This window comes from Pseudomonas sp. LS_2, from assembly GCF_042709235.1.
Classification (GTDB): Bacteria; Pseudomonadota; Gammaproteobacteria; order Pseudomonadales; family Pseudomonadaceae; genus Aquipseudomonas.
Genome location: NZ_JAVAYC010000032.1, coordinates 16,510 through 40,510 on the forward strand (window position 1 = coordinate 16,510; position 24,001 = coordinate 40,510).

22 protein-coding genes are annotated in these 24,001 nt (G+C 62.8%); 17 read left to right on the forward strand and 5 right to left on the reverse strand.

Going from position 1 to position 24,001, the window contains the following annotated elements; genetic code table 11:
* Positions 1–127 precede the first annotated feature (127 nt).
* The 15 genes from RAC97_RS21545 to nuoN all read left to right on the forward strand — a co-directional run bounded on the left by RAC97_RS21545 (position 128) and on the right by nuoN (position 18,478).
* Positions 128–862, forward strand: a complete 735-nt coding sequence (locus RAC97_RS21545; protein WP_375101732.1) for a secretin N-terminal domain-containing protein — start codon at positions 128–130, stop codon at positions 860–862.
* Between the two features lie 494 nt (positions 863–1,356).
* Positions 1,357–2,682, forward strand: coding sequence for an isocitrate lyase (gene aceA / locus RAC97_RS21550; RefSeq protein WP_275639655.1), 1,326 nt, complete (start codon positions 1,357–1,359; stop codon positions 2,680–2,682).
* An 823-nt stretch (positions 2,683–3,505) separates the two neighbouring features.
* Positions 3,506–3,919 (forward strand): NADH-quinone oxidoreductase subunit A, encoded by a 414-nt coding sequence (locus RAC97_RS21555; protein ID WP_279808381.1) that lies wholly within the window; start codon positions 3,506–3,508, stop codon positions 3,917–3,919.
* Between the two features lie 9 nt (positions 3,920–3,928).
* Complete coding sequence (locus RAC97_RS21560; protein WP_375101733.1) at positions 3,929–4,606, forward strand: NuoB/complex I 20 kDa subunit family protein; 678 nt, start codon at positions 3,929–3,931, stop codon at positions 4,604–4,606.
* 80 nt (positions 4,607–4,686) lie between these two features.
* Complete coding sequence (nuoC, locus tag RAC97_RS21565; protein WP_375101734.1) at positions 4,687–6,468, forward strand: NADH-quinone oxidoreductase subunit C/D; 1,782 nt, start codon at positions 4,687–4,689, stop codon at positions 6,466–6,468.
* Between the two features lie 2 nt (positions 6,469–6,470).
* A complete protein-coding gene (nuoE, locus tag RAC97_RS21570) occupies positions 6,471–6,968 on the forward strand; it encodes an NADH-quinone oxidoreductase subunit NuoE (RefSeq protein WP_375101735.1) in 498 nt (165 codons plus the stop codon).
* Positions 6,965–8,344: an NADH-quinone oxidoreductase subunit NuoF gene (gene nuoF, locus RAC97_RS21575; protein WP_375101736.1), complete on the forward strand. Its 1,380-nt coding sequence runs from the start codon at positions 6,965–6,967 to the stop codon at positions 8,342–8,344. Before nuoE ends, nuoF begins: the two co-directional genes overlap by 4 nt.
* A gap of 132 nt (positions 8,345–8,476) precedes the next feature.
* The gene (gene nuoG, locus RAC97_RS21580) at positions 8,477–11,191 is read left to right on the forward strand and encodes an NADH-quinone oxidoreductase subunit NuoG (protein WP_375101737.1); all 2,715 of its coding nucleotides are present in this window, start codon (positions 8,477–8,479) and stop codon (positions 11,189–11,191) included.
* The gene (gene nuoH / locus RAC97_RS21585; RefSeq protein WP_375101738.1) at positions 11,188–12,195 is read left to right on the forward strand and encodes an NADH-quinone oxidoreductase subunit NuoH; all 1,008 of its coding nucleotides are present in this window, start codon (positions 11,188–11,190) and stop codon (positions 12,193–12,195) included. Before nuoG ends, nuoH begins: the two co-directional genes overlap by 4 nt.
* 11 nt (positions 12,196–12,206) lie before the next feature.
* Positions 12,207–12,755 (forward strand): NADH-quinone oxidoreductase subunit NuoI, encoded by a 549-nt coding sequence (gene nuoI, locus RAC97_RS21590; RefSeq protein WP_011534620.1) that lies wholly within the window; start codon positions 12,207–12,209, stop codon positions 12,753–12,755.
* A gap of 10 nt (positions 12,756–12,765) precedes the next feature.
* Complete coding sequence (nuoJ, locus tag RAC97_RS21595; protein WP_375101739.1) at positions 12,766–13,266, forward strand: NADH-quinone oxidoreductase subunit J; 501 nt, start codon at positions 12,766–12,768, stop codon at positions 13,264–13,266.
* A 3-nt stretch (positions 13,267–13,269) separates the two neighbouring features.
* Positions 13,270–13,578: an NADH-quinone oxidoreductase subunit NuoK gene (nuoK, locus tag RAC97_RS21600; protein ID WP_003251446.1), complete on the forward strand. Its 309-nt coding sequence runs from the start codon at positions 13,270–13,272 to the stop codon at positions 13,576–13,578.
* Positions 13,575–15,428 (forward strand): NADH-quinone oxidoreductase subunit L, encoded by a 1,854-nt coding sequence (nuoL, locus tag RAC97_RS21605; protein WP_375101740.1) that lies wholly within the window; start codon positions 13,575–13,577, stop codon positions 15,426–15,428. The genes nuoK and nuoL overlap by 4 nt, the downstream gene beginning before the upstream one ends.
* A gap of 40 nt (positions 15,429–15,468) precedes the next feature.
* Positions 15,469–17,001, forward strand: a complete 1,533-nt coding sequence (gene nuoM / locus RAC97_RS21610) for an NADH-quinone oxidoreductase subunit M (protein ID WP_375101741.1) — start codon at positions 15,469–15,471, stop codon at positions 16,999–17,001.
* Positions 17,002–17,008: 7 nt separating this feature from the next.
* The gene (gene nuoN / locus RAC97_RS21615; protein ID WP_375101742.1) at positions 17,009–18,478 is read left to right on the forward strand and encodes an NADH-quinone oxidoreductase subunit NuoN; all 1,470 of its coding nucleotides are present in this window, start codon (positions 17,009–17,011) and stop codon (positions 18,476–18,478) included.
* 66 nt (positions 18,479–18,544) lie between these two features.
* Here nuoN and RAC97_RS21620 read toward each other — a convergent pair whose 3' ends face one another.
* Positions 18,545–18,832 carry an ogr/Delta-like zinc finger family protein gene (locus tag RAC97_RS21620; protein ID WP_375101743.1) on the reverse strand — a complete coding sequence of 96 codons (288 nt, stop codon included), beginning with the start codon at positions 18,830–18,832 and terminating at the stop codon, positions 18,545–18,547.
* Between the two features lie 209 nt (positions 18,833–19,041).
* On the opposite strand from RAC97_RS21620, the gene RAC97_RS21625 reads away from it, so the two are divergent.
* The gene (locus tag RAC97_RS21625) at positions 19,042–19,437 is read left to right on the forward strand and encodes a helix-turn-helix domain-containing protein (protein ID WP_375101744.1); all 396 of its coding nucleotides are present in this window, start codon (positions 19,042–19,044) and stop codon (positions 19,435–19,437) included.
* Here RAC97_RS21625 and RAC97_RS21630 read toward each other — a convergent pair.
* From RAC97_RS21630 to RAC97_RS21640, 3 genes are read right to left on the reverse strand one after another with little or no spacing between them, the layout of a single operon-like run.
* Positions 19,434–19,829 (reverse strand): hypothetical protein, encoded by a 396-nt coding sequence (locus RAC97_RS21630; protein WP_375101745.1) that lies wholly within the window; start codon positions 19,827–19,829, stop codon positions 19,434–19,436. The two genes, RAC97_RS21625 and RAC97_RS21630, sit on opposite strands and share 4 nt — an antisense overlap.
* Complete coding sequence (locus tag RAC97_RS21635; RefSeq protein ID WP_375101746.1) at positions 19,822–20,214, reverse strand: head completion/stabilization protein; 393 nt, start codon at positions 20,212–20,214, stop codon at positions 19,822–19,824. Before RAC97_RS21635 ends, RAC97_RS21630 begins: the two co-directional genes overlap by 8 nt.
* Positions 20,215–20,226: 12 nt before the next feature.
* On the reverse strand, positions 20,227–20,475 hold the full coding sequence (locus RAC97_RS21640) for a helix-turn-helix domain-containing protein (protein ID WP_375101747.1): 249 nt from the start codon (positions 20,473–20,475) through the stop codon (positions 20,227–20,229).
* A 220-nt stretch (positions 20,476–20,695) separates the two neighbouring features.
* On the opposite strand from RAC97_RS21640, the gene RAC97_RS21645 reads away from it, so the two are divergent.
* Positions 20,696–22,756, forward strand: coding sequence for a TonB-dependent receptor family protein (locus RAC97_RS21645; RefSeq protein WP_375101748.1), 2,061 nt, complete (start codon positions 20,696–20,698; stop codon positions 22,754–22,756).
* Positions 22,757–22,900: 144 nt separating this feature from the next.
* Here RAC97_RS21645 and RAC97_RS21650 read toward each other — a convergent pair whose 3' ends face one another.
* Entirely contained in the window at positions 22,901–23,965 is a 1,065-nt protein-coding gene (locus RAC97_RS21650; protein ID WP_375101749.1) for an AI-2E family transporter, read from the reverse strand.
* Between the last annotated feature and the right edge of the window lie 36 nt (positions 23,966–24,001).

The window sequence follows — 24,001 nt, forward strand, 5'->3', positions numbered from 1 at the left end:
GCGACTGCCAGGGGAAATCAAAGGTTCAGCGATGCCAGCAATCGGCATTCAAAACCCTGTGATCCACGCCCTGCACAATGCTGACAAATTTGCCATCATGTTCATTCCACCTGCGGAGAACACGCACATGCCGCTACGCCCCCTTTTCGCCGCCGTGCTTCTGGCGACCAGCCTAACCGCCCAGGCCGCCACCGAGGTCGTGCCGTTGCAGCACCGCAGCAGCGCCGAGCTGCTGCCCGCCGCGCAATCGTTCCTTGGCAAGGACGGCACGGTCAGCGCCTTCGAGAACAAGCTGATCGTCAACGCCAGCCCCGAACGCATCGACGACCTGCGCACCCTGCTGCAACAGCTCGACACCGCGCCCAAGCGCATGCTCATCAGCGTCGACAATAACGACAGCAACTTCCAGGACAACCGCGGCAATGGCCGGGTCATCCGCTACGGCACGAGCAATCGCGAGGGCGGCCTGCAACAGGTCCAGGCCAGCGAAGGCCAGCCAGCGCTGATCCAGGTGGGACAGAGCGTGCCGATCACCAGCACCTCCACCGATGGCTACGGGCGGGTGCAGAGCGATACCGAATACCGCAACGTGACCCAGGGTTTCTACGTCACGCCAACCCTGAGCGGCGAAACGGTTCGTCTGCAAATAAGCACCAATAACGACCGAATGAGTAACGAACGTCCGGATGTAGTGAAAGTCCAGAGCACCGACACGACTATCACCGGCAGGCTTGGGGAGTGGATCACCCTGGCCGGCTACAACCAGCAGAGCCAGGCTGGACGCGACCCTTCGAGCCTTAGCTACAGCACCCAGCGCGGTGAAAACATGACATTGCGCGTCAAAGTCGACCTTCTTGACTGACCCCAGGCAGTTCGAGGCCTCGACCAAAGGCCTCGAAACTGACCAGCAAGTCGCATTAGACCAAAGATGTAGTAAGCGAAAAAATTCACTACAAAACATTTGACAGGCTCTTTTTTCCAAGGGCATGATGGCCTCGCTCCCGCTAATCAGAGGCCCTGGCAAGGGCTTCCGAGATGCACCCGGGTCACCCCTGGCGGCGTCTCGTGTCCATACGGCCCACAAGGTTGTTCGATGGGATTGCGACTGCAACGAAGAAGTTGTCCCGAGGGACGGAAGCGCATCACCGCAGTCACCCGGCAAACCCTGTCGCGCCACAGCAAGGCATCCACGAGCCAACCTGTCGCCGCACTTCGCCCGCGCTGCCACTTCCTCCCTTCGAGCCTTCTCGTTCGCCGCCGCCACTCCATCGCGAAGGACAGCCGCCTAGGCCCCTGAACCGCGCGCAGAGCACCAGCACCTACTTCACAAGACTGATGCGACGAGGTTTTATTTCCATGGCACTGACACGCGAACAGCAAATTGCAGCCCTTGAGAAAGACTGGGCCGAGAACCCGCGCTGGAAAGGCGTGACCCGTACCTACACCGCCGCCGATGTCGTTCGCCTGCGTGGCTCCCTGCAGCCGGAGCACACCCTGGCCCGCCTGGGCGCGGAAAAACTGTGGAAGCTGGTCACCGAAGGCGCCCACCCGTCCTTCCGCCCCGAGAAAGACTTCGTCAACTGCATGGGTGCCCTGACCGGCGGCCAGGCAGTGCAGCAGGTGAAGGCCGGCATCCAGGCCATCTACCTGTCCGGCTGGCAAGTGGCGGCCGACAACAACTCGGCCGAATCCATGTACCCCGACCAGTCGCTGTACCCGGTCGACTCGGTGCCGACCGTAGTCAAGCGCATCAACAACGCCTTCCGTCGCGCCGACCAGATCCAGTGGAAAGCCGGCAAGAACCCGGGTGACGACGGCTACATCGACTACTTCGCACCGATCGTGGCTGACGCCGAGGCCGGTTTCGGCGGCGTGCTGAACGCCTATGAACTGATGAAGAACATGATCGAGGCAGGCGCCGCAGGCGTGCACTTCGAAGACCAGCTGGCCTCGGTGAAAAAGTGCGGGCACATGGGCGGCAAGGTATTGGTTCCCACCCAGGAAGCCGTGCAGAAGCTGGTCGCTGCGCGCTTGGCCGCTGACGTCTCTGGCGTGCCGACCATCATCCTGGCTCGCACCGATGCAAACGCCGCCGACCTGCTGACCAGCGACTGCGATCCGTACGACCAGCCGTTCGTGATTGGCGAGCGTACTCGTGAAGGCTTCTATAAAGTCCGCGCCGGCCTCGACCAGGCCATCGCCCGCGGGCTGGCGTATGCCCCGTACGCCGACCTGATCTGGTGCGAGACCGCCAAGCCCGACCTGGACGAAGCGCGTCGCTTCGCCGAGGCGATCAAGAAGGAATACCCGGACCAGCTGCTGTCGTACAACTGCTCGCCGTCCTTCAACTGGAAGAAGAACCTGGACGACGCCACCATCGCCAAGTTCCAGCGCGAGCTGTCGGCCATGGGCTACAAGCACCAGTTCATCACCCTGGCCGGTATCCACAACATGTGGCACGGCATGTTCAACCTGGCGCACGACTACGCCCGCAACGACATGACCGCCTACGTGAAGCTGCAGGAGCAGGAATTCGCCGATGCCAGCAAAGGCTACACCTTCGTGGCGCACCAGCAGGAAGTGGGTACTGGCTACTTCGATGACATGACCACCGTGATTCAGGGTGGGGCTTCGTCGGTGACTGCGCTGACCGGCTCGACCGAGGAAGAGCAGTTCCACTGAGTACGGTGAGCTGAAATGAAAGGCCCAGGCCCCGTAAGGTGCCTGGGCCTTTGTTTTGCTGCCCCGATCTCTTGCGCGGGCAAGCCCGCTGCTGCAGCTGAACCTCAGCCTTGGCAAATCCTGTAGGATCGGGCTTGCCCGCGAAGAGGTCGGCATTGGCACAAGCAGAACCCGATATACCGACTAAGCTTGTGGCTACCCGATAGCAAGGACTGCCCATGCCACGTTCTGGCCACCTGCTCATCATCGCGGTCACAGCGTCCGCCCTCTCTATATATGCAGTGGCCTGCTCCATGCTTTGGCGCGCCCTGGCCAGCAGCGGCTCCCTACCTGGTCACCCTCAGCTACTGGCTTGGCCAGGGGCTGATTGCACGGTCGACGACACATCGCCAAAGCATCGAAACATTGACCCAGCGCGGTGCGCACACGACGCACAACTGCTAGAACGAGAGGTTTTCTCATTTGCAAGAGGCGAGCGCGCAACAGCAACTTGGCCCGCAACAAAAAGTGCTCGAAAGAGCCGGATGAGTCAAATGATATTAATTATCATTACGAAACTTCGCGGTCGTTACGCGACGCAAGAAACATCATTAACAAAACCGCTCGCAATGCCCGAAACTCATGGCTTTCAGCCATTTACGAAAGATTTTTGTTCTTAATCCTACGAATAAATTTGCAATGGAAATTTTACTTGCACAGGGTTTACCCATAAAATCAGCCCGATTGATTCAGCTGCGACATTTGGTCACTGCATCTGCGACGCAGGTCGCCGCTCTACTTATTTCAGACTGCAGAGCTGGGTCTCTGTATAAGGATTTCTAGCATGTCCGATTCGGCAGGACTCATCGCCCACAACTGGGGCTTTGCCATCTTCCTCCTGGGTGTCGTCGGCCTGTGCGCCTTCATGCTCGGCCTGTCCAGCCTGCTCGGTAGCAAGGCCTGGGGTCGCGCCAAGAACGAACCCTTCGAATCCGGCATGCTGCCCGTTGGCAGCGCCCGCCTGCGCCTTTCCGCGAAATTCTATCTGGTCGCGATGCTGTTCGTGATCTTCGATATCGAAGCCCTCTTTCTCTTTGCCTGGTCTGTGTCCGTTCGCGAAAGCGGTTGGACCGGATTCGTCGAAGCACTCATTTTCATAGCAATTCTGTTGGCAGGTCTTGTCTACCTTTGGCGCGTCGGGGCACTTGATTGGGCTCCCGAAGGTCGTCGCAAGCGGCAAGCGAAGCTGAAACAATGAGGCTTTGGCATGCAATACAATCTCACCAGAATCGATCCGGATGCGCCCAACGAGCAGTACCCGGTCGGTGAGCGGGAAACCGTCACCGACCAGCTGCTAGAGGACCAGGTCCACAAGAACATCTACATGGGGAAACTCGAAGATGTGCTGCGTGGCGCGGTCAACTGGGGTCGCAAGAACTCCCTCTGGCCGTACAACTTCGGCCTGTCCTGCTGCTACGTGGAAATGACCACGGCCTTCACGGCACCCCACGACATCGCCCGCTTCGGCGCCGAAGTCATCCGGGCCTCGCCGCGCCAGGCCGACTTCATGGTCGTCGCCGGTACCTGCTTCATCAAGATGGCGCCGATCATCCAGCGCCTCTATGAGCAGATGCTCGAGCCCAAGTGGGTCATCTCCATGGGTTCGTGCGCCAACTCCGGTGGCATGTACGACATCTACTCGGTCGTTCAAGGGGTCGACAAGTTCCTCCCCGTGGACGTGTACGTGCCTGGCTGCCCGCCTCGCCCCGAAGCTTTCCTGCAGGGCTTGATGCTGCTGCAGGAGTCGATCGGCCAGGAGCGACGCCCGCTTTCCTGGGTTGTCGGCGATCAAGGCATTTACCGTGCCGAGATGCCCGCCCAGAAAGACCTGCGTCGCGAACAGCGTATCGCGGTAACCAACCTGCGCAGCCCCGACGAAGTCTGATCCAGCGACCTGCCGCCCGCTCCCGGAAGGAGCAGGCGGCCTGGCTTCATTCTCTACGTTGACTCAAAGCGACCGAGACCATGACAGCGGACACCGCTATTAATATTCCGCCTTACAAGGCTGACGACCAGGATGTGGTCGTCGAACTGCACAACCGTTTTGGCGCCGACGCCTTCGTCGCCCAGGAAACCCGTACCGGCATGCCTGTGCTGTGGGTCAAGCGCCCCCAGCTCAAGGAAGTGCTGACTTTCCTGCGCAACGTCGCCAAGCCCTACAGCATGCTGTACGACCTGCACGGCGTCGACGAGCGCCTGCGCACCCAGCGCCGTGGCCTGCCAGCCGCCGACTTCAGCGTGTTCTACCACCTGCTGTCGGTAGGCCGTAACAGCGACGTGATGATCAAGGTTTCGCTCAGCGAAGGCGATCTGAACCTGCCTTCGGTGACCGGTATCTGGCCGAACGCCAACTGGTACGAGCGCGAAGTATGGGACATGTTCGGCATCGACTTCGCCGGCCACCCGCACCTGTCGCGTATCCTCATGCCGCCGACCTGGGAAGGTCACCCGCTGCGTAAGGACTTCCCGGCACGCGCCACCGAGTTCGACCCCTACAGCCTGAACCTTGCCAAGCAACAGCTGGAAGAGGAATCGGCGCGCTTCAATCCCGAAGCCTGGGGCATGAAACGCCAGGGCGCCAACGAGGACTACATGTTCCTCAACCTCGGCCCCAACCATCCTTCAGCCCACGGTGCCTTCCGTATCGTCCTGCAGCTGGACGGCGAAGAGATCGTCGACTGCGTCCCTGACATCGGCTACCACCATCGGGGCGCCGAGAAAATGGCCGAGCGCCAGTCCTGGCACAGTTTCATCCCCTACACCGACCGTATCGACTACCTCGGCGGGGTGATGAACAACCTGCCGTACGTACTGGCGGTCGAGAAGTTGGCGGGGATCCAGGTGCCGCAGAAGGTCGACGTGATTCGCATCATGCTCGCCGAATTCTTCCGCATCACCAGCCACCTGCTGTTCCTGGGTACGTATATCCAGGACGTCGGCGCCATGACCCCGGTGTTCTTCACCTTCACCGACCGCCAGCGCGCCTACACCGTGATCGAGGCGATCACCGGTTTCCGCCTGCACCCGGCCTGGTACCGCATCGGTGGCGTTGCCCACGACCTGCCGCGCGGCTGGGACAAGCTGGTCAAGGACTTCGTCGAGTGGCTGCCCAAGCGCCTGGACGAGTACACCAAGGCCGCCCTGCAGAACAGCATCCTCAAGGGCCGCACCATCGGTGTCGCCGCGTACAACACCGAGGAAGCGCTGTCGTGGGGCACCACCGGTGCCGGCCTGCGCTCCACCGGTTGCGACTTCGACCTGCGTAAAGCCCGCCCCTACTCCGGCTACGAGAACTTCGAGTTCGAAGTGCCGCTGGCCCACAACGGCGATGCCTATGATCGCTGCATGGTCCGTGTCGAGGAGATGCGCCAGAGTATCCGCATCATCGACCAGTGCCTGCGCAACATGCCGGAAGGCCCGTACAAGGCGGACCACCCGCTGACCACGCCGCCGCCCAAAGAGCGCACCCTGCAGCACATCGAGACCCTGATCACGCACTTCCTGCAAGTCTCGTGGGGCCCGGTCATGCCGGCCAACGAGTCGTTCCAGATGATCGAGGCGACCAAGGGCATCAACAGTTACTACCTGACGAGCGATGGCGGAACCATGAGCTACCGCACCCGGATCCGCACCCCGAGCTACCCGCACCTGCAGCAGATCCCTTCGGTGATCAAAGGCAGCATGGTCGCGGACCTCATCGCGTACCTGGGCAGTATCGACTTCGTTATGGCTGACGTGGACCGCTAAGCATGAACAACACGCTTATCCAAACCGACCGTTTCGCCCTGAGCGAAACCGAGCGCTCGGCCATCGAGCACGAGATGCACCATTACGAGGACCCGCGCGCGGCGTCCATCGAAGCCTTGAAGATCGTCCAGAAGGAACGCGGCTGGGTGCCGGACGGTGCCATCTACGCCATCGGCGAAGTGCTGGGCATCCCGGCCAGCGACGTCGAGGGTGTCGCCACCTTTTATAGCCAGATCTTCCGCCAACCGGTCGGTCGCCACATCATCCGCGTGTGCGACAGCATGGTCTGCTATATCGGCGGCCACGAATCGGTAGTCAGCCAGATCCAGAGCGAGCTGGGCATCGGCCTGGGTCAGACCACCGCCGACGGACGCTTCACCCTGCTGCCGGTCTGCTGCCTGGGTAACTGCGACAAGGCCCCGGCGCTGATGATCGACGACGATACCTTTGGCGACGTGCAGCCTGCTGGCGTCTCCAAGCTGCTGGAGGGTTACGCATGACCATTACTTCCTTCGGCCCGGCCAACCGCATCGCGCGTTCGGCCGAAACCCACCCACTGACCTGGCGCCTGCGTGACGACGGTGAGCCGGTCTGGCTGGCCGAGTACGAGTCCAAGAACGGCTACGCCGCCGCGCGCAAGGCGCTGGCAGACATGTCCGCCGACGACATTGTGCAAAGCGTCAAGGATTCCGGCCTCAAGGGTCGTGGCGGTGCAGGCTTCCCCACTGGCGTGAAGTGGGGCCTGATGCCAAAGGACGAATCCATGAACATCCGCTACCTCCTGTGCAACGCGGATGAAATGGAGCCCAACACCTGGAAGGACCGCATGCTGATGGAGCAACAGCCCCATCTGCTGGTCGAGGGCATGCTGATCAGCGCCCGCGCTCTGAAGGCCTACCGTGGCTATATCTTCCTGCGTGGCGAATACACCACGGCGGCGAAGAACCTCAACCGCGCCATCGACGAAGCCAAGGCCGCAGGCCTGCTGGGCAAGAACATCCTCGGCTCCGGTTTCGATTTCGAGCTGTTCGTGCACACCGGTGCCGGGCGCTACATTTGCGGTGAAGAAACCGCACTGATCAACTCCCTCGAAGGCCGCCGCGCCAACCCACGCTCCAAGCCCCCCTTCCCTGCCGCCGTTGGCGTGTGGGGCAAGCCGACCTGCGTGAACAACGTCGAGACCCTGTGCAACGTGCCGGCCATCGTCGCCAACGGCAACGACTGGTACAAGTCGCTGGCCCGCGAAGGCAGCGAAGACCACGGCACCAAGCTGATGGGCTTCTCCGGCAAGGTGAAGAACCCTGGCCTGTGGGAGCTGCCGTTCGGCGTCACCGCCCGCGAGCTGTTCGAAGACTACGCTGGCGGCATGCGCGATGGTTTCAAGCTCAAGTGCTGGCAGCCAGGCGGCGCCGGTACCGGTTTCCTGCTGCCGGAACACCTGGATGCGCAGATGTACGCCGGTGGCATCGCCAAGGTCGGCACCCGCATGGGTACGGGCCTGGCCATGGCGGTCGACGACAGCGTCAACATGGTCTCGCTGCTGCGCAACATGGAAGAGTTCTTCGCCCGCGAGTCGTGCGGCTGGTGCACCCCGTGCCGTGATGGCCTGCCATGGAGCGTGAAGATGCTGCGCGCCCTGGAAAACGGCCAAGGCCGTGCCGAAGACATCGAGACCCTGCTGGGGCTGGTCAACTTCCTCGGCCCAGGCCGCACCTTCTGCGCTCACGCACCAGGTGCCGTCGAGCCATTGGGCAGTGCCATCAAGTACTTCCGGTCCGAGTTCGAGGCCGGTGTCGCGCCAGCAAGCGCTGCCGACACCCTGCGCCCGAACCTGGCCAGGCCAATCCAGGCCGGACCGACCGTAGTCGGCGCATAACAAGATGAAACGCGGGTGGTCCGTGCCACCCGCCAGCCCGCAGGCCGGCCCGAACGATTCGTGGCCGGCCGCAGGCTCACCGATTTCCATTAGCCACGCCTGCTCACGCGGGCCAACGAAGAACTTTGAACCATGGCCACTATCCACGTAGACGGCAAAGCGCTCGAAGTCAACGGTGCAGACAACCTGTTACAGGCCTGTCTGTCACTCGGCCTCGACATCCCTTATTTCTGCTGGCACCCGGCGCTCGGAAGCGTCGGCGCCTGCCGGCAATGTGCGGTCAAGCAGTACACCGACGAGAATGACACCCGTGGTCGTATCGTCATGTCCTGCATGACCCCTGCCTCCGACGGCACCTGGATCTCCATCGACGATGAAGAGTCCAAGGCGTTCCGCGCCAGCGTCGTCGAGTGGCTGATGACCAACCACCCGCACGACTGCCCGGTGTGCGAGGAAGGTGGTCACTGCCACCTGCAGGACATGACGGTAATGACCGGCCACAACGAGCGCCGCTACCGTTTCACCAAGCGTACCCACCAGAACCAGGACCTCGGCCCGTTCATCGCCCACGAGATGAACCGCTGCATCGCCTGCTACCGCTGCGTGCGCTACTACAAGGACTACGCCGGCGGCACCGACCTGGGTGTCTACGGCGCCCACGACAACGTGTACTTCGGTCGCGTCGAAGACGGCGTGCTGGAAAGCGAGTTCTCCGGCAACCTCACCGAGGTCTGCCCGACCGGTGTGTTCACCGACAAGACCCACTCCGAGCGCTACAACCGCAAGTGGGACATGCAGTTCGCCCCAAGCATCTGCCACGGTTGCTCCAGCGGATGCAACATCAGCCCCGGCGAGCGCTATGGCGAACTGCGCCGAATCGAGAACCGTTTCAACGGTTCGGTGAACCAGTACTTCCTGTGCGACCGAGGCCGCTTCGGCTATGGCTACGTCAACCGCAGCGACCGCCCACGTCAGCCGCTGCTCGCCGATGGCAGCAAGCTGAGCCTCGACGCTGCCCTGGACAAGGCTGCCGACCTGCTGCGCGGCCGCACCATCGTCGGCATCGGTTCGCCACGTGCCAGCCTGGAAAGCAACTACGGCCTGCGTGAGCTGGTCAGTGCCGACTACTTCTTCTCGGGTATGGAAGCCGGTGAGCTGGCGCGCGTACGCCTGGCCCTGAAGGTGCTGAACGACAGCCCGCTGCCCGTGCCGACCCTGCGCGACATCGAAGACCACGACGCGGTATTCGTGCTCGGCGAAGACCTCACCCAAACCGCCGCCCGCGTTGCCCTGGCCGTACGCCAGGCCACCAAGGGCAAGGCCGAGGCCATGGCCGACGCGATGCGCGTGCAGCCTTGGCTCGACGCTGCGGTGAAGAACATCGGCCAGCACGCGCTGTACCCGCTGTTCATCGCCTCCCTGGCCGAAACCAAGCTGGACGACGTCGCCGAGGAATGCGTACACGCAGCCCCTGCCGACCTCGCCCGCATCGGTTTCGCCGTCGCCCACGCCATCGACCCGAGCGCTCCAGCCGTCGTCGGCCTGGACCAGGAAGCACAAGCCCTGGCCCAGCGCATCGCCGACGCCCTGGTTGCCGCCGAGCGCCCCCTGGTGGTCGCCGGTACCTCGCTGGCCGACCCGGCGCTGATCGAAGCCGCCGCCAACATCGCCAAGGCCCTGAAGCTGCGCGAGAAGAACGGCTCGCTGAGCCTGGTGGTGCCTGAGGCCAACAGCCTCGGCCTGGCCATGATGGGTGGCGAGTCCGCGGATGCCGCGCTGGACCTGGTCATCAATGGCAAGGCCGATGCTATCGTGGTACTGGAAAACGACCTGTACGCCCGCCTGCCGGCCGCCAAGGTCGACGCAGCACTCGCCGCCGCCAAGGTGGTGATCGTCGCCGACCACTCCAAGACCCCGACCAGCGACCGCGCCCACCTGGTGCTGCCTGCCGCCTCGTTCGCCGAAGGCGACGGCACCCTGGTCAGCCAGGAAGGCCGCGCCCAGCGCTTCTTCCAGGTGTTCGACCCGCAGTACCTGGACAGCAGCATCCAGATCCACGAAGGCTGGCGCTGGATGCACGCTCTGCGTGCCACCCTGCTGAACAAGCCGGTCGACTGGACCCAGCTGGACCACGTCACCAGCGCCTGTGCCGAAGCCGCCCCGCAACTGGCCGGCATCGTCAACGCCGCGCCAAGCGCCGCGTTCCGCATCAAAGGTATGAAGCTTGCCCGTGAGCCGCTGCGCTACTCCGGCCGTACCGCCATGCGCGCCAACATCAGCGTGCACGAGCCGCGCACCCCGCAAGACAAGGACACCGCGTTCGCCTTCTCCATGGAAGGCTACTCGGGCGCAGCCGAACCGCGTCAGCAAGTGCCGTTCGCCTGGTCGCCGGGCTGGAACTCGCCGCAGGCCTGGAACAAGTTCCAGGACGAAGTCGGTGGTCACCTGCGAGCAGGCGACCCAGGCGTTCGCCTGATCGAGCCTCAGGGCGACAGGCTCGACTGGTTCACCGCCATTCCGGGCGCCTTCAACCCGGCACGCGGCACCTGGACTGCCGTACCGTTCTTCCACCTGTTCGGCAGCGAGGAGAGCTCCTCCCGCGCAGCCCCGGTGCAAGAGCGCATCCCGGCCGCCTACGTGGGTCTGGCCAAGTCCGAAGCCGACCGGCTGGGCGTCAACGATGGCGCCCTGCTCAGCCTGACCGTGGGCGGTGTGTCGCTGCGCCTGCCGCTGCGTATCAATGAAGAACTGGGCGCAGGCCTGGTCGCCCTGCCGAAAGGCCTGGCCGGCATCCCGCCCGCCATCTTCGGTGCCACCGTCGAAGGCCTGCAGGAGGCAGCACAATGAGCTGGTTCACCCCCGAAGTGATCGATGTGATCCTTACCGTGGTCCGGGCCATCGTGGTCCTGCTCGCGGTGGTGGTTTGCGGTGCGCTGCTCAGCTTCGTCGAACGTCGCCTGCTGGGCTGGTGGCAGGACCGCTACGGTCCGAACCGTGTCGGCCCGTTCGGCATGTTCCAGATCGCTGCGGACATGCTGAAGATGTTCTTCAAGGAAGACTGGAACCCACCCTTCGTCGACCGCATGATCTTCACCCTGGCGCCGGTCGTGGCCATGAGTGCCTTGCTGATCGCCTTCGTGGTCATCCCGATCACCCCGCTGTGGGGCGTCGCCGACCTGAACATCGGCCTGCTGTTCTTCTTCGCCATGGCCGGCCTGTCGGTCTACGCCGTGCTCTTCGCCGGCTGGGCATCGAACAACAAGTACGCCCTGCTCGGCAGCCTGCGGGCCTCGGCGCAGACCGTGTCGTACGAGGTGTTCCTGGGCCTGGCGCTGATGGGCGTGGTGGTGCAGGTGGGCTCGTTCAACATGCGCGACATCGTTGAGTACCAGGCCCAGAACCTGTGGTTCATCATTCCGCAGTTCTTCGGCTTCTGCACCTTCTTCATCGCTGGCGTCGCCGTGACCCACCGTCACCCGTTCGACCAGCCGGAAGCGGAACAGGAACTGGCCGACGGCTACCACATCGAATACGCCGGCATGAAATGGGGCATGTTCTTCGTTGGCGAGTACATCGGCATCATCCTGATCTCGGCGCTGCTGGTGACCCTGTTCTTCGGCGGCTGGCACGGTCCGTTCGACCTGCTGCCACAGGTGCCTTTCCTGTGGTTCGCGCTGAAGACCGCGTTCTTCATCATGCTGTTCATCCTGCTGCGCGCCTCGATCCCGCGCCCACGCTATGACCAGGTGATGGACTTCAGCTGGAAGTTCTGCCTGCCGCTGACCCTGATCAATTTGCTGGTGACCGCTGCGGTTGTGCTCTACAACACGCCAGCCGTCGCGGCCCAGTGAGGATTTGACCCATGTTCAAATATATCGGCGACATCGTTAAGGGCACCGGCACCCAGCTGCGCAGCCTGGTAATGGTGTTCTCCCACGGGTTCCGCAAGCGCGACACCCTGCAATACCCCGAAGAGCCCGTTTACCTGCCGCCGCGCTACCGCGGTCGCATCGTCCTCACCCGCGACCCCGATGGCGAGGAGCGTTGCGTTGCGTGCAACCTCTGCGCGGTGGCTTGCCCGGTCGGCTGCATCTCGCTGCAGAAGGCCGAGACCGAGGATGGCCGCTGGTACCCGGAGTTCTTCCGCATCAACTTCTCGCGCTGCATCTTCTGCGGCCTGTGTGAAGAGGCATGCCCGACCACCGCGATCCAGCTGACCCCGGATTTCGAAATGGCTGAGTTCAAGCGTCAGGACCTGGTGTACGAGAAGGAAGACCTCCTGATCTCCGGCCCCGGCAAGAACCCTGACTACAACTTCTACCGTGTTGCGGGTATGGCGATCGCTGGCAAGCCGAAAGGCTCTGCACAGAACGAAGCCGAGCCGATCAACGTGAAGAGCTTGCTCCCATAAGGACAGAAAGATGGAATTCGCTTTCTACTTCGCATCCGGGATCGCCGTGGTCTCCACCCTTCGGGTGGTGACCGGCACCAACCCCGTGCACGCCTTGCTTTACCTGATCATCTCGCTGATTTCCGTGGCGATGATCTTCTTCGCCCTGGGTGCGCCATTCGCCGGCGCCCTTGAAGTGATCGCCTATGCCGGCGCCATCATGGTGCTGTTCGTCTTCGTGGTGATGATGCTCAACCTCGGGCCGGCTTCGGTCGCCCAGGAACGTGGCTGGCTCAAGCCAGGCATCTGGGCGGGGCCGGTGATCCTGGCTTCGCTGCTGCTGCTGGAGCTGCTGTACGTGCTGTTCGTAGCCCCGAGCGGCGCGGGCATCAGCGGTACCACCGTAGGCCCCAAGGAAGTAGGTATCAGCCTGTTCGGCCCGTACCTGCTGGTGGTCGAACTGGCGTCGATGCTGCTGCTGGCCGCAGCCGTCACCGCCTTCCACCTGGGCCGCAACGAGGCGAAGGAGTAAATCATGGGTGCTATCCCTCTCGAGCATGGTCTGGCGGTCGCCGGCATCCTGTTCTGCTTAGGTCTGGTTGGCCTGATGGTCCGCCGCAACATCCTCTTCGTACTCATGAGCCTGGAAGTCATGATGAACGCCTCTGCCCTGGCGTTCGTCGTCGCCGGTGCCCGTTGGGTACAGCCCGACGGCCAGGTGATGTTCATCCTGGTCATCAGCCTGGCAGCCGCCGAGGCCAGCATTGGCCTGGCGATCCTGCTGCAGCTGTATCGCCGCTTCCACACTCTCGACATCGATGCTGCCAGTGAGATGCGCGGATGAACCTTCTCTTCCTGACTTTCGTCTTCCCCCTGATCGGCTTCCTGCTGCTGTCGTTCTCGCGCGGTCGGTTCTCCGAGAACCTCTCGGCGCTGATCGGCGTCGGCTCGGTGGGCCTCTCGGCCGCCACTGCCGCCTATGTCATCTGGCAGTTCAACGTCGCCCCGCCTGAAGGCGGCGCTTACAGCCAGCTGCTGTGGCAGTGGATGTCGGTGGATGGCTTCGCGCCGAACTTCACCCTGTACCTGGATGGCCTGTCGGTCACCATGCTGGGCGTGGTCACCGGCGTAGGCTTCCTGATCCACCTGTTCGCCTCCTGGTACATGCGTGGCGAAGCCGGTTACTCGCGCTTCTTCTCGTACACCAACCTGTTCATCGCCAGCATGCTGTTCCTGATCCTGGGCGACAACCTGCTGTTCATCTACTTCGGCTGGGAAGGCGTGGGCCTGTGCTCGTACCTGTTGATCGGTTTCTACTACAGCAACCGCAACAACGGTAACGCGGCACTGAAGGCCTTCATCGTCACCCGTATCGGCGACGTGTTCATGGCCATCGGCCTGTTCATCCTGTTCGTCCAGCTGGGTACCCTGAACGTGCAGGAACTGCTGGTGCTGGCACCGCAGAAGTTCCAGGCCGGCGACACCTGGATGGTACTGGCCACCCTGATGCTGCTCGGTGGCGCTGTCGGTAAATCGGCCCAGCTGCCACTGCAAACCTGGCTGGCCGACGCAATGGCCGGCCCTACCCCGGTTTCGGCACTGATCCACGCCGCGACCATGGTGACCGCGGGTGTCTACCTGATCGCCCGTACCCACGGCCTGTTCACCCTGGCGCCGGATATCCTGCACCTGGTGGGCGTGGTCGGTGGCGTCACCCTGGTCCTGGCAGGCTTCGCCGCACTGGTTCAGACCGACATCAAGCGTATCCTCGCCTACTCGACCATGAGCCAGATCGGCTACATGTTCCTGGCCCTGGGCGTGGGCGGCTGGCACGCCGCGATCTTCCACCTGATGACCCACGCCTTCTTCAAGGCCCTGCTGTTCCTGGCCTCGGGCGCGGTGATCAACGCCTGCCACCACGAGCAGAACATCTTCAAGATGGGCGGCCTGTGGAAGAAACTGCCGCTGGCCTACGCAAGCTTCGTGGTCGGTGGCGCGGCCCTGGCGGCCTTGCCGATCCTGACCGTGGGCTTCTACTCCAAGGACGAGATCCTCTGGGAAGCCTTCGCCAGCGGCAACACCAACCTGCTGTACGCGGGCCTGGTGGGCGCCTTCATGACTTCGCTGTACACCTTCCGCCTGATCTTCATCACCTTCCACGGTGAAGCCAAGACCGAAGCCCATGCCGGCCACGGCATCAGCCACTGGCTGCCGCTCAGCGTGCTGATCGTGCTGTCGACCTTCGTCGGCGCCTGGATCCACCCGCCGCTGGCAGGCGTTTTGCCGCAAGGCGCCGGCCATGCCGGTGGTGACGCCAAGCACTCGCTGGAGATCGCCTCGGGTGCCATCGCCATCGCCGGTATCCTGCTGGCCGCCGTGCTGTTCCTGGGCAAGCGTCGCCTGGCAACCGCCATCGCAGGCAGCAGCATCGGCCGTGTCCTGTCGGCCTGGTGGTTCGCCGCCTGGGGCTTCGACTGGATCTACGACAAGCTCTTCGTCAAACCTTACCTGCTGATCAGCCACCTCCTGCGCAAGGACCCGGTTGACCGCGGCATCGGCCTGATTCCTCGGATGGCCCGTGGCGGCCACGTTGCCATGAGCAAGACCGAGACTGGCCAGCTGCGCTGGTACACCGCCTCGATCGCCGTCGGTGCCGTGCTGGTACTGGGTGCGGTGGTAGTGGCCGCGGTATGACAATGAATCTTGCGACTTTGCCAAAGGAAACCAACCCGTCATGATTTTGCCTTGGCTGATCCTGATCCCCTTCATCGGCGGCCTCCTGTGCTGGCTGGGTGAGCGCTTCGGCGCCACCCTGCCCCGCTGGATCGCACTGCTGACCATGTCCCTGCTGCTCGGTATCGGCCTGTGGCTGTGGGGCGCCGGCGACTACACCCTGGCCCCTGCCCCGGGCGCGGAACCTGCCTGGACCCTCGAATACAAGGTCGAGTGGATCAAGCGCTTCGGTATCAGCATCCACCTGGCCCTCGACGGCCTGTCGCTGCTGATGATCCTGCTGACCGGCCTGCTCGGCGTGCTGTCGGTGCTGTGCTCGTGGAAAGAGATCCAGCGCCACGTCGGCTTCTTCCACCTCAACCTGATGTGGATTCTCGGCGGCGTGGTCGGGGTGTTCCTGGCCCTGGACCTGTTCCTGTTCTTCTTCTTCTGGGAAATGATGCTGGTGCCGATGTACTTCCTCATCGCGCTCTGGGGTCACAGCTCGGCCGATGGCAAGAAGACCCGGATCTACGCCGCCACCAAGTTCTTCATCTTCACCCAGGCCAGCGGTCTGATCATGCTGGTGGCGATCCTTGCCCTGGTATTGGTGAACTATGGCAACACCGGGGTCATCACTTTCAACTACAGCGACTTGCTCAAGGCCGAACTTCCGGCCGGTACCGAGTACCTGTTGATGCTGGGCTTCTTCATCGCCTTCGCGGTGAAGCTGCCGGTGGTGCCGTTCCACTCCTGGCTGCCTGATGCTCACGCCCAGGCACCGACCGCAGGTTCCGTGGACCTGGCGGGTATCCTGCTGAAGACTGCGGCCTACGGCCTGCTGCGCTTCGCCCTGCCGCTGTTCCCGAACGCCTCGGCGGAGTTCGCGCCGATCGCCATGACCCTGGGCCTGATCGGTATCTTCTACGGTGCCTTCCTGGCCTTCGCGCAAACCGACATCAAGCGTCTTATCGCCTTCTCCAGCGTCTCGCACATGGGCTTCGTGCTGATCGGCATCTACTCCGGCAGCCAGCAGGCCCTGCAAGGCGCGGTGATCCAGATGCTGGCCCACGGCCTGTCGGCCGCCGCGCTGTTCATCCTGTCCGGCCAGCTGTACGAGCGCCTGCACACCCGTGACATGCGTCAGATGGGCGGCCTGTGGCACCGCATCGCCTACCTGCCGGCCATCAGCCTGTTCTTTGCCGCCGCATCGCTTGGCCTGCCAGGCACCGGCAACTTCGTCGGCGAGTTCCTGATCCTGCTCGGCAGCTTCGCCCATGTACCGTGGATCACCGTGATCGCCACCACCGGCCTGGTCTTCGGCTCGGTCTACTCGCTGATCATGATCCACCGTGCCTACTTCGGTCCGGCCAAGGCCGACACCGTGCTGGCCGGCATGGACAGCCGCGAGCTGATCATGGTGCTGGGCCTGGCCGTGCTGCTGATCGTGCTCGGTGTGTACCCGCAGCCGTTCCTCGACACCTCTGCCGCCACCATGAGCGGTGTGCAGCAGTGGCTCGGTTCCGCTTTCACTCAACTCGCTTCGGCCCGGTAAGAGCGCTATGGAATTCACCACTCAACACTTCATCGCATTGGCGCCGATGCTCATCACCACCATCACCACGGTGGTGGTGATGCTGGCGATCGCCTGGAAGCGCAACCACTCGCAGACCTTCCTGCTGTCCACCGTGGGCCTGAACCTGGCCCTGCTGTCGATCCTGCCGGCGCTGACCGTCGCACCGCTGGCGGTTACCCCGCTGGTGACCATCGACAAGTTCGCCTGCCTGTACATGGCATTGATCCTGGTGGCTACCCTGGCCTGCGTCACCCTCGCCCACGCCTACCTCGGGGAAGGCTCCAAGGGCTACCCGGGCAACCGCGAAGAGCTGTACCTGCTGCTGCTGATGTCTGCCCTGGGTGGCCTGGTGCTGGTCAGCGCCAACCACCTGGCTGGCCTGTTCATCGGCCTTGAGCTGCTGTCGGTGCCGGTGTACGGCCTGGTGGCGTACGCGTTCTTCAACAAACGCTCGCTGGAAGCCGGTATCAAGTACATGGTGCTGTCGGCCGCCGGTTCCGCCTTCCTGCTGTTCGGCATGGCGCTGCTGTACGCCGACGCTGGCAGCCTGAGCTTCGACCTGATCGGCAAGGCCCTGGCCAGTACCAACCTGCCAAGCCTGCTGGCCCAGCTGGGCCTGGGCATGATGCTGGTAGGCCTGGCCTTCAAGCTGTCGCTGGTGCCGTTCCACCTGTGGACCCCGGACGTCTATGAGGGCGCCCCCGCGCCGGTGGCAGCGTTCCTGGCCACGGCAAGCAAGGTCGCGGTGTTTGCCGTGGTGGTTCGCCTGTTCATGCTCTCCCCTGCTGCCAGCAGCGGCGTGCTGAGCACCATCCTGGCGGTGATCGCGGTAGCGTCCATCCTGGTCGGTAACCTTCTGGCGCTGACCCAGAGCAACCTCAAGCGCCTACTGGGTTACTCGTCCATCGCCCACTTCGGCTACCTGCTGATCGCCCTGATCGCCAGCAAGGGCCTGGCGATGGAGGCCATGGGCGTGTACCTGGTGACCTACGTGATCACCAGCCTCGGTGCCTTTGGCGTGATTACCCTGATGTCCTCGCCCTACGCTGGCCGTGACGCCGACGCGCTGTACGAGTACCGCGGCCTGTTCTGGCGTCGTCCGTACCTGACCGCGGTGCTGACCGTGATGATGCTGTCGCTGGCGGGCATTCCGCTGACCGCTGGTTTTATCGGCAAGTTCTACATCATCGCCACCGGCGTCGAGTCGCAACTGTGGTGGCTGGTGGGCGCTCTGGTGATCGGCAGTGCCATCGGCGTGTACTACTACCTGCGCGTCATGGTCACCCTGTACCTGGTCGAGCCGAACCTGCGTCGCCACGATGCACCGCTGAAGTGGGAACAGCGCACCGGTGGCGTCATGCTGCTGGCTATCGCGATTCTCGCCTTTGTGCTGGGGGTTTATCCGCAACCGCTGCTGGAGATGGTCCAGCAGGCAGGCTTGCAACTCATCGGTTGAAAGACGTGAAATGAAAACACCCCGCTTAATGCGGGGTGTTTTCTTATATGCGTCTGGAAAATACGTCTATGCAGTTCGGGCGCCAGCCGAGGGCTGGGCCACTGGGACCAGACGTCCAGGATTGCGAGCAGCCTTGCGCAGCTCATGATTAGCGACGGGAAGTTGTACCTCAGGGTTGGGCATGCCGCTAGGGGAAAGCTCATGCGTCATCTCGAACTCGGCGCGTACCGACCAGCCACAGGCTTCGTTGACACATTGCAAGTAGGCAATACGGAGAAAAACATGCTTTCCCTCACTGGTACGTATACGCATACGGCTACTACAGTGAGGACAGACCAACTTGTAACTACTCATTAAAACCTCCCTGGAACACAGCAAGAATACCGAAACCCAGCCCCTTCTGGCTTCCAATCGATGGATCGACACATCTACATTTTAATGTAGGAATTTTCATATTAATCATATTGTTTTACCATTAAAAGCAAATCCATCTCCCACCAAAATTATTCATTATGAGTAACACAATATCAACAACGCTTAAAGTTTTGACCGACACACTCACAATGAATAAAGTTAGCATTATTGGTGTACTTGCTCGACTCAAGGTAATTACCAACTCCCGTTCTGACTCTGAACTGGCCAGAGCCCTCGGCATCAGCGCCCAGACATTGAGTAGCTGGAAAGTGCGCGACAGCATTCCCTACTCCATGCTGCTGGAACTTGCCCTCAACCAAGGCTTCTCGCTCGATTGGCTGATTCTGGGGGAAGGTCACCGCCAGCGTACCGCCGCGCCAGATACCGCCACCCCTGCAGCGCCTTGGGAAGCGGACCTGCTCGAGCAACTGCGTGCACTTGCCCCTACCGACATACAAGCCATCCGCTCATATGCCGATGACAAACTCCGTCTGCAGCAGCTGCAACGCCAGTTGGACGAACTGAAACTGCCGCCCAAGCACTAACGCCCTCTGCGCCATTTCTCGAGCAGATCGTTAAGTTGCATGTGGTCCAGCCATAGCATTACCTTGAGGCTGATAGGTATCACCACCACCGAGGCCACGAAGGCAGCCACCCCCGTCGACAGAAAAGGGGCCAACGCCAATATCAAGGGCGCGAACAGGTAACCCACCCCCACACACAGCGTTAGCGCACACAACCTCTGCCAGCCGGTGAACTTGAGTGACCTGGATGAGTGTTCTACGAGCCAGGCCTTGAGGCGTCGTCGTGAGTTGTAGGCCAGGCAAGCGCCCAACAAAGCACCGAAGAGCATTTCGCTGTCGACCTGCTCGGTAGATGGCGTGGGCCACTCCATCTGCGATAACCGCACCAGCATCGCCGCCATCGCCTCATTCATGGCTATTCCCTCTGGTGCCAACCGGGTCGCTTGCAGCCGCTTCCTTCACATGTAACACCAGGGCGCGTCGCGTGCCTGCTTCGACCATACGCAGGAAGCAAATCGACAGCGCTAGCCCATGGGCATGGCCACTCACATCACTCAGACGCTGGTATCCGCGCAAGCGCAATGCTCGGCGCCAGTTGGCGAACTCGCTCATGGCGGTAGCGACGGCCGACTGGGCCGCCAGCTGCAGCTGGGTTTCGCTGATATCCGCGCGCAACGCCAGGCGTTCGCGCAGCAGTGCAAGATCGACGCTTGGCCAGAAGGGGTCGTGGCAGGCCAGGTAACGTCGCTCAGGGTCACGGTGAGCGCTTGGTTTGGGATCATACGCAGTGCAATCCATGGCCATCACTCCTCATATGTCTTTCAGCAGGCCGTAACGTATTCCCTTGATGACCGCACCCACCCGGGTGTTCACCGCAAGCTTGCGCAGCAGGTTGCCGATATGGAAGTTGATGGTCGACTCCTTGCAGCCAAGAATCTGGCCGATTTCCCAGGATGTCTTGCCATAGGCGCACCAGAGCAATACCTGGCGCTCCCTCGGGGTGAGATGGATGGCCTCTGGGCTGTCGCATTCGGACTTAGAGGGGATTACGCAACTCATGATTTTTCTCCGCGCATTCAGGGCCAGCCCCATTGGCCGCTCCTGATTCATGGGCCCCACCATACGAACAGGCGGACGGGTCACTCCACCGATGCACTTTGTAAAGTGGCGTCCTACAAATTGCGTCGCACTTTCCCCCGCGATAGGTCGACGTGCTTTGAGCGGCGTTTCACGCGTCTGACCAGCACTGCTTGTCATCCCTTTCGCTCGGAGTCACCCAATGCGTCTCGTTCCCCCCCTCCCCTCAGCCCTTGGGCTGCTCGTCGGCGTGGCCAATTGCACGGCCCTGGCGAGTGCGCCCGTGGAGCTCGGACAGGTCATGATCGAGGGGCAACGCCAAGATGCGCTGGAGGCGGCCGCGCAGCAGTTGCGCGAGATACCCGGCGCCAGCAACCTGGTGGACATGCAGCAGGTCGGCCAGGGGCGCGTGGCCACCAACCAGGATGTGCTGGCTTACCAACCTGGGGTGTTCGCCCAGTCGGCGGGCAACGATGGCATCAAGCTCTCGATTCGCGGCTCAGGCATCAACCGCGCCCCAGGTGCCCACGGCTCCGGGGTCTACACGATGTTCGATGGGCTGCCATTGACCGGCCCCGGTGGAACGCCCTATGAGCTGTTCGAGCCTCTTTGGCTGAGCCGCGCCGAAGTGCTGCGCGGCGCTAACGGCTTCGACCGCGGCGCGCTGGCACTGGGCGGCGCGATCAACTACGTGACCCACACCGGGCATGACGCCGCCCCGCTGCAACTGCGCTATGAAATCGGCAGCCGCGGTTACCAGCGCCGACACATCAGTTCAGGGCAGGTGCTGGGCGACCTGGATTACTACGTGGCCTTGACCGACTCGGAATACGACGGCTACCAGGCACACAGCAGCGGCAGCGCCAAGGGCGTCGCCGCCAACATCGGCTACCGCTTCAACGCCAACCTCGAAACACGCTTCTACCTGCGTTATCGCGAGACCGAGAACGAGCTGGCCGGGCGCCTTACCAAGGAACAGATCAAGCACCACCCACGCGCCGCCAACCCCGCCTACCTGGCCCGCGACGACAGCCGCCCGCAACCTGGCAGCACCTGGCTCGGCAACAAGACCACCTTCTACCTCGACGACGACTCGCGCCTGGAAGCCGGGCTGGTCTACCACGACTACCCGATGGACCTGCGCGAAGGCCCGATGCGCCTGAAAGTGGCCTACACCGACATCAGCGCCACGCTCAACTACCTGCGCCACGACACCCTGCTGGGGCATGCGAGCAACACCACAGTGGGTTGGCGAAGCACCAAGCACTTGCCCAACAGCGGGGCATCGCAGTTCGCCCGCGACCGTGACGTGATCGGTGCACGCAGCCGCGACTTCAGTTACCAGGGCTCGGACAACGTGCTGCACGCCAGCAATGAGCTGGAACTGGTTCCCGACCTGTGGCTGACCACCGGGCTGGCAATGATCTACACCCGCCGCGAAAGCGACGTCACCTACCCGGTTAGCGGCGGCAAGGTCAGCCAGCACGACTGGGACTACGCACCGCGCCTGGGTCTGCGCTACGACTTGAGCCCGGCGTTGCAGGTCTATGGCAACCTGAGCCGCGCGGTCGAACCGCCGCACCCGTGGTCGCTGCTGTGGAGCTCGACCCAGGCCACCCAACCGATCGAAATGCAAAACCAGACCGCCACCACCCTGGAGCTCGGTGCCCGAGGCGATTCGGCCCTGGGTCGCTGGGACCTGGCCTGGTACTACGCGCAGGTTCGCCACGAGCTGCTGGCGGTAGAAATCGTCCCCGGCGCGCTGCCCAAGGAGTTCAACGCCAGTGCCACCGTGCACCAGGGCGTCGAAGCTGCGCTGGACAGCACCCTGTGGGAACACCACGGCAGCGGCCGCCTGAGCCTGCGCCAGGCCTATACCTTCAGCGACTTCCACTACCGCAACGACGAGCGCTTCGAAGACAATCGCCTGCCCGGCATCCCCATGCACTACTACCAGGCCGAGCTGCGCTACGACTGGCCGAGCGGGTTCTACGCCGGAGTCAACACGCAAATGGCCTCCAAGGTGCAGGTCGACTATGCCAATAGCTATCACGCCAACGCCTACGCCCTGCTCGGCGCACGCCTGGGCTGGGACTCGCCCAAGCAGGACTGGCAGACCTGGCTGGACCTGCGCAATCTCACCAACAAGCGCTACGCCGCCACGGTGACACCGGGCTACGACGATGCCGGGCAGGACATCGCCCGCTCCACGCCTGGCGAAGGGTTCGGGGTATACACCGGCTTTTCCTACAGTCTGCGCTGAACGTCAGTACGGCGCGGCCCGCTTAGGAGCGGGCTCGCCCGCGAACCAGACGCTGCGGCGCAGGTCACCGGTTTCGCCGGTGTGCCGCAGGCAACACCCGCTCCCACGGGTGCTTTATCGCTATCAACGAGGCCTACACCGCTATCAGGATGGCAACTGCACCTGCGGTTTGGTCTCGGTAAAGATCGTCCAGCTGGACACGAACAGCGCTGCGACCAAGGGCCCGATCACGAAGCCATTGAGGCCGAACACCGCCAGACCGCCCAAGGTCGAGATCAGGATCAGGTAATCGGGCATGCGCGTGTCCTTGCCCACCAGGATCGGCCGCAGCAAGTTGTCCACCAGGCCGATCACCAGTACGCCGAAGGCGGTAAGCACCACACCCTGCCAGATCGCGCCGGTCAACAGGAAATAGGCCGCCACCGGCGCCCAGACGATGCCCGCACCCACGGCTGGCAACAACGACAGGAACGCCATCAGCACTGCCCACACCACCACGCTGGGGATGCCCAGCACCCAGAAGATCAACCCGCCCAGCGCCCCCTGGGTAATCGCCACTAGCAGGTTGCCCTTGACCGTCGCGCGCACCACCCGGCTGAACTTCAGTTGCAGCCGACGCTTCTGCTGTTCGGGCAACGGCACCGCCTGACGCACCTTGCGCGCCAACTCCGCGCCCTCGCGCAGGAAAAAGAACAACAGGTACAGCATGATGCCGAAGCTGACCAGGAACTCGAACGTCCCCTGGCCGAAGCTGAAGGCCTGGGTGGCCAGGAACTGGCTGCCCTGGGTCGCCCACTCGGTGATCTTCGCGCGCAGGCCATCGAGGTTGCCCATGCCCAGGTTGTCCAGCCAGCGCTGGGCGAAGGGCGGAAGCATGTCCTTGCCACGCTCGATGTAGCCCGCGATATCCAGCTGGCCGCTTTCGATGCGCTGGTAGAGCATGGCGCCTTCCTGGACCAGTAGGATGCTGATGACGATCACCGGCAGCACCGCAATCAACAGGCAGGTCGCCAGTGTCACGCCCGCCGCCAGGTTGCGTCGACGCTCGAAGCGCACGACCAGGTGGCGCTGCAGGGGGGCGAAAAGAATGGCCAGGATCACCGCCCAGAAGATTGCGCCGTAGTAAGGCAGCAGAACCCACACGAAGGCGATGCTCACCAGGGCCAGCAATACCGCCAGGGCTTTGTTCTGCAATGCGTCTTGATTCATGGAAATTCCTCGAAGCTCAGCTATTAGTGCGCCGCC

Coding starts and splice junctions, on each gene's coding strand:
- nuoK (WP_003251446.1), top strand. CDS start 13,270: ATGGGTGCTATCCCTCTCGAGCATGGTCTGGCGGTCGCCGGCATCCTG.
- nuoN (WP_375101742.1), top strand. CDS start 17,009: ATGGAATTCACCACTCAACACTTCATCGCATTGGCGCCGATGCTCATC.
- RAC97_RS21620 (WP_375101743.1), bottom strand. CDS start 18,832: ATGAGTAGTTACAAGTTGGTCTGTCCTCACTGTAGTAGCCGTATGCGT.
- nuoG (WP_375101737.1), top strand. CDS start 8,477: ATGGCCACTATCCACGTAGACGGCAAAGCGCTCGAAGTCAACGGTGCA.
- RAC97_RS21640 (WP_375101747.1), bottom strand. CDS start 20,475: ATGAGTTGCGTAATCCCCTCTAAGTCCGAATGCGACAGCCCAGAGGCC.
- nuoI (WP_011534620.1), top strand. CDS start 12,207: ATGTTCAAATATATCGGCGACATCGTTAAGGGCACCGGCACCCAGCTG.
- nuoL (WP_375101740.1), top strand. CDS start 13,575: ATGAACCTTCTCTTCCTGACTTTCGTCTTCCCCCTGATCGGCTTCCTG.
- nuoE (WP_375101735.1), top strand. CDS start 6,471: ATGAACAACACGCTTATCCAAACCGACCGTTTCGCCCTGAGCGAAACC.
- nuoH (WP_375101738.1), top strand. CDS start 11,188: ATGAGCTGGTTCACCCCCGAAGTGATCGATGTGATCCTTACCGTGGTC.
- RAC97_RS21630 (WP_375101745.1), bottom strand. CDS start 19,829: ATGAATGAGGCGATGGCGGCGATGCTGGTGCGGTTATCGCAGATGGAG.
- RAC97_RS21560 (WP_375101733.1), top strand. CDS start 3,929: ATGCAATACAATCTCACCAGAATCGATCCGGATGCGCCCAACGAGCAG.
- RAC97_RS21545 (WP_375101732.1), top strand. CDS start 128: ATGCCGCTACGCCCCCTTTTCGCCGCCGTGCTTCTGGCGACCAGCCTA.
- RAC97_RS21645 (WP_375101748.1), top strand. CDS start 20,696: ATGCGTCTCGTTCCCCCCCTCCCCTCAGCCCTTGGGCTGCTCGTCGGC.
- nuoF (WP_375101736.1), top strand. CDS start 6,965: ATGACCATTACTTCCTTCGGCCCGGCCAACCGCATCGCGCGTTCGGCC.
- aceA (WP_275639655.1), top strand. CDS start 1,357: ATGGCACTGACACGCGAACAGCAAATTGCAGCCCTTGAGAAAGACTGG.
- RAC97_RS21650 (WP_375101749.1), bottom strand. CDS start 23,965: ATGAATCAAGACGCATTGCAGAACAAAGCCCTGGCGGTATTGCTGGCC.
- RAC97_RS21625 (WP_375101744.1), top strand. CDS start 19,042: ATGAATAAAGTTAGCATTATTGGTGTACTTGCTCGACTCAAGGTAATT.
- nuoC (WP_375101734.1), top strand. CDS start 4,687: ATGACAGCGGACACCGCTATTAATATTCCGCCTTACAAGGCTGACGAC.
- nuoJ (WP_375101739.1), top strand. CDS start 12,766: ATGGAATTCGCTTTCTACTTCGCATCCGGGATCGCCGTGGTCTCCACC.
- RAC97_RS21555 (WP_279808381.1), top strand. CDS start 3,506: ATGTCCGATTCGGCAGGACTCATCGCCCACAACTGGGGCTTTGCCATC.
- nuoM (WP_375101741.1), top strand. CDS start 15,469: ATGATTTTGCCTTGGCTGATCCTGATCCCCTTCATCGGCGGCCTCCTG.
- RAC97_RS21635 (WP_375101746.1), bottom strand. CDS start 20,214: ATGGATTGCACTGCGTATGATCCCAAACCAAGCGCTCACCGTGACCCT.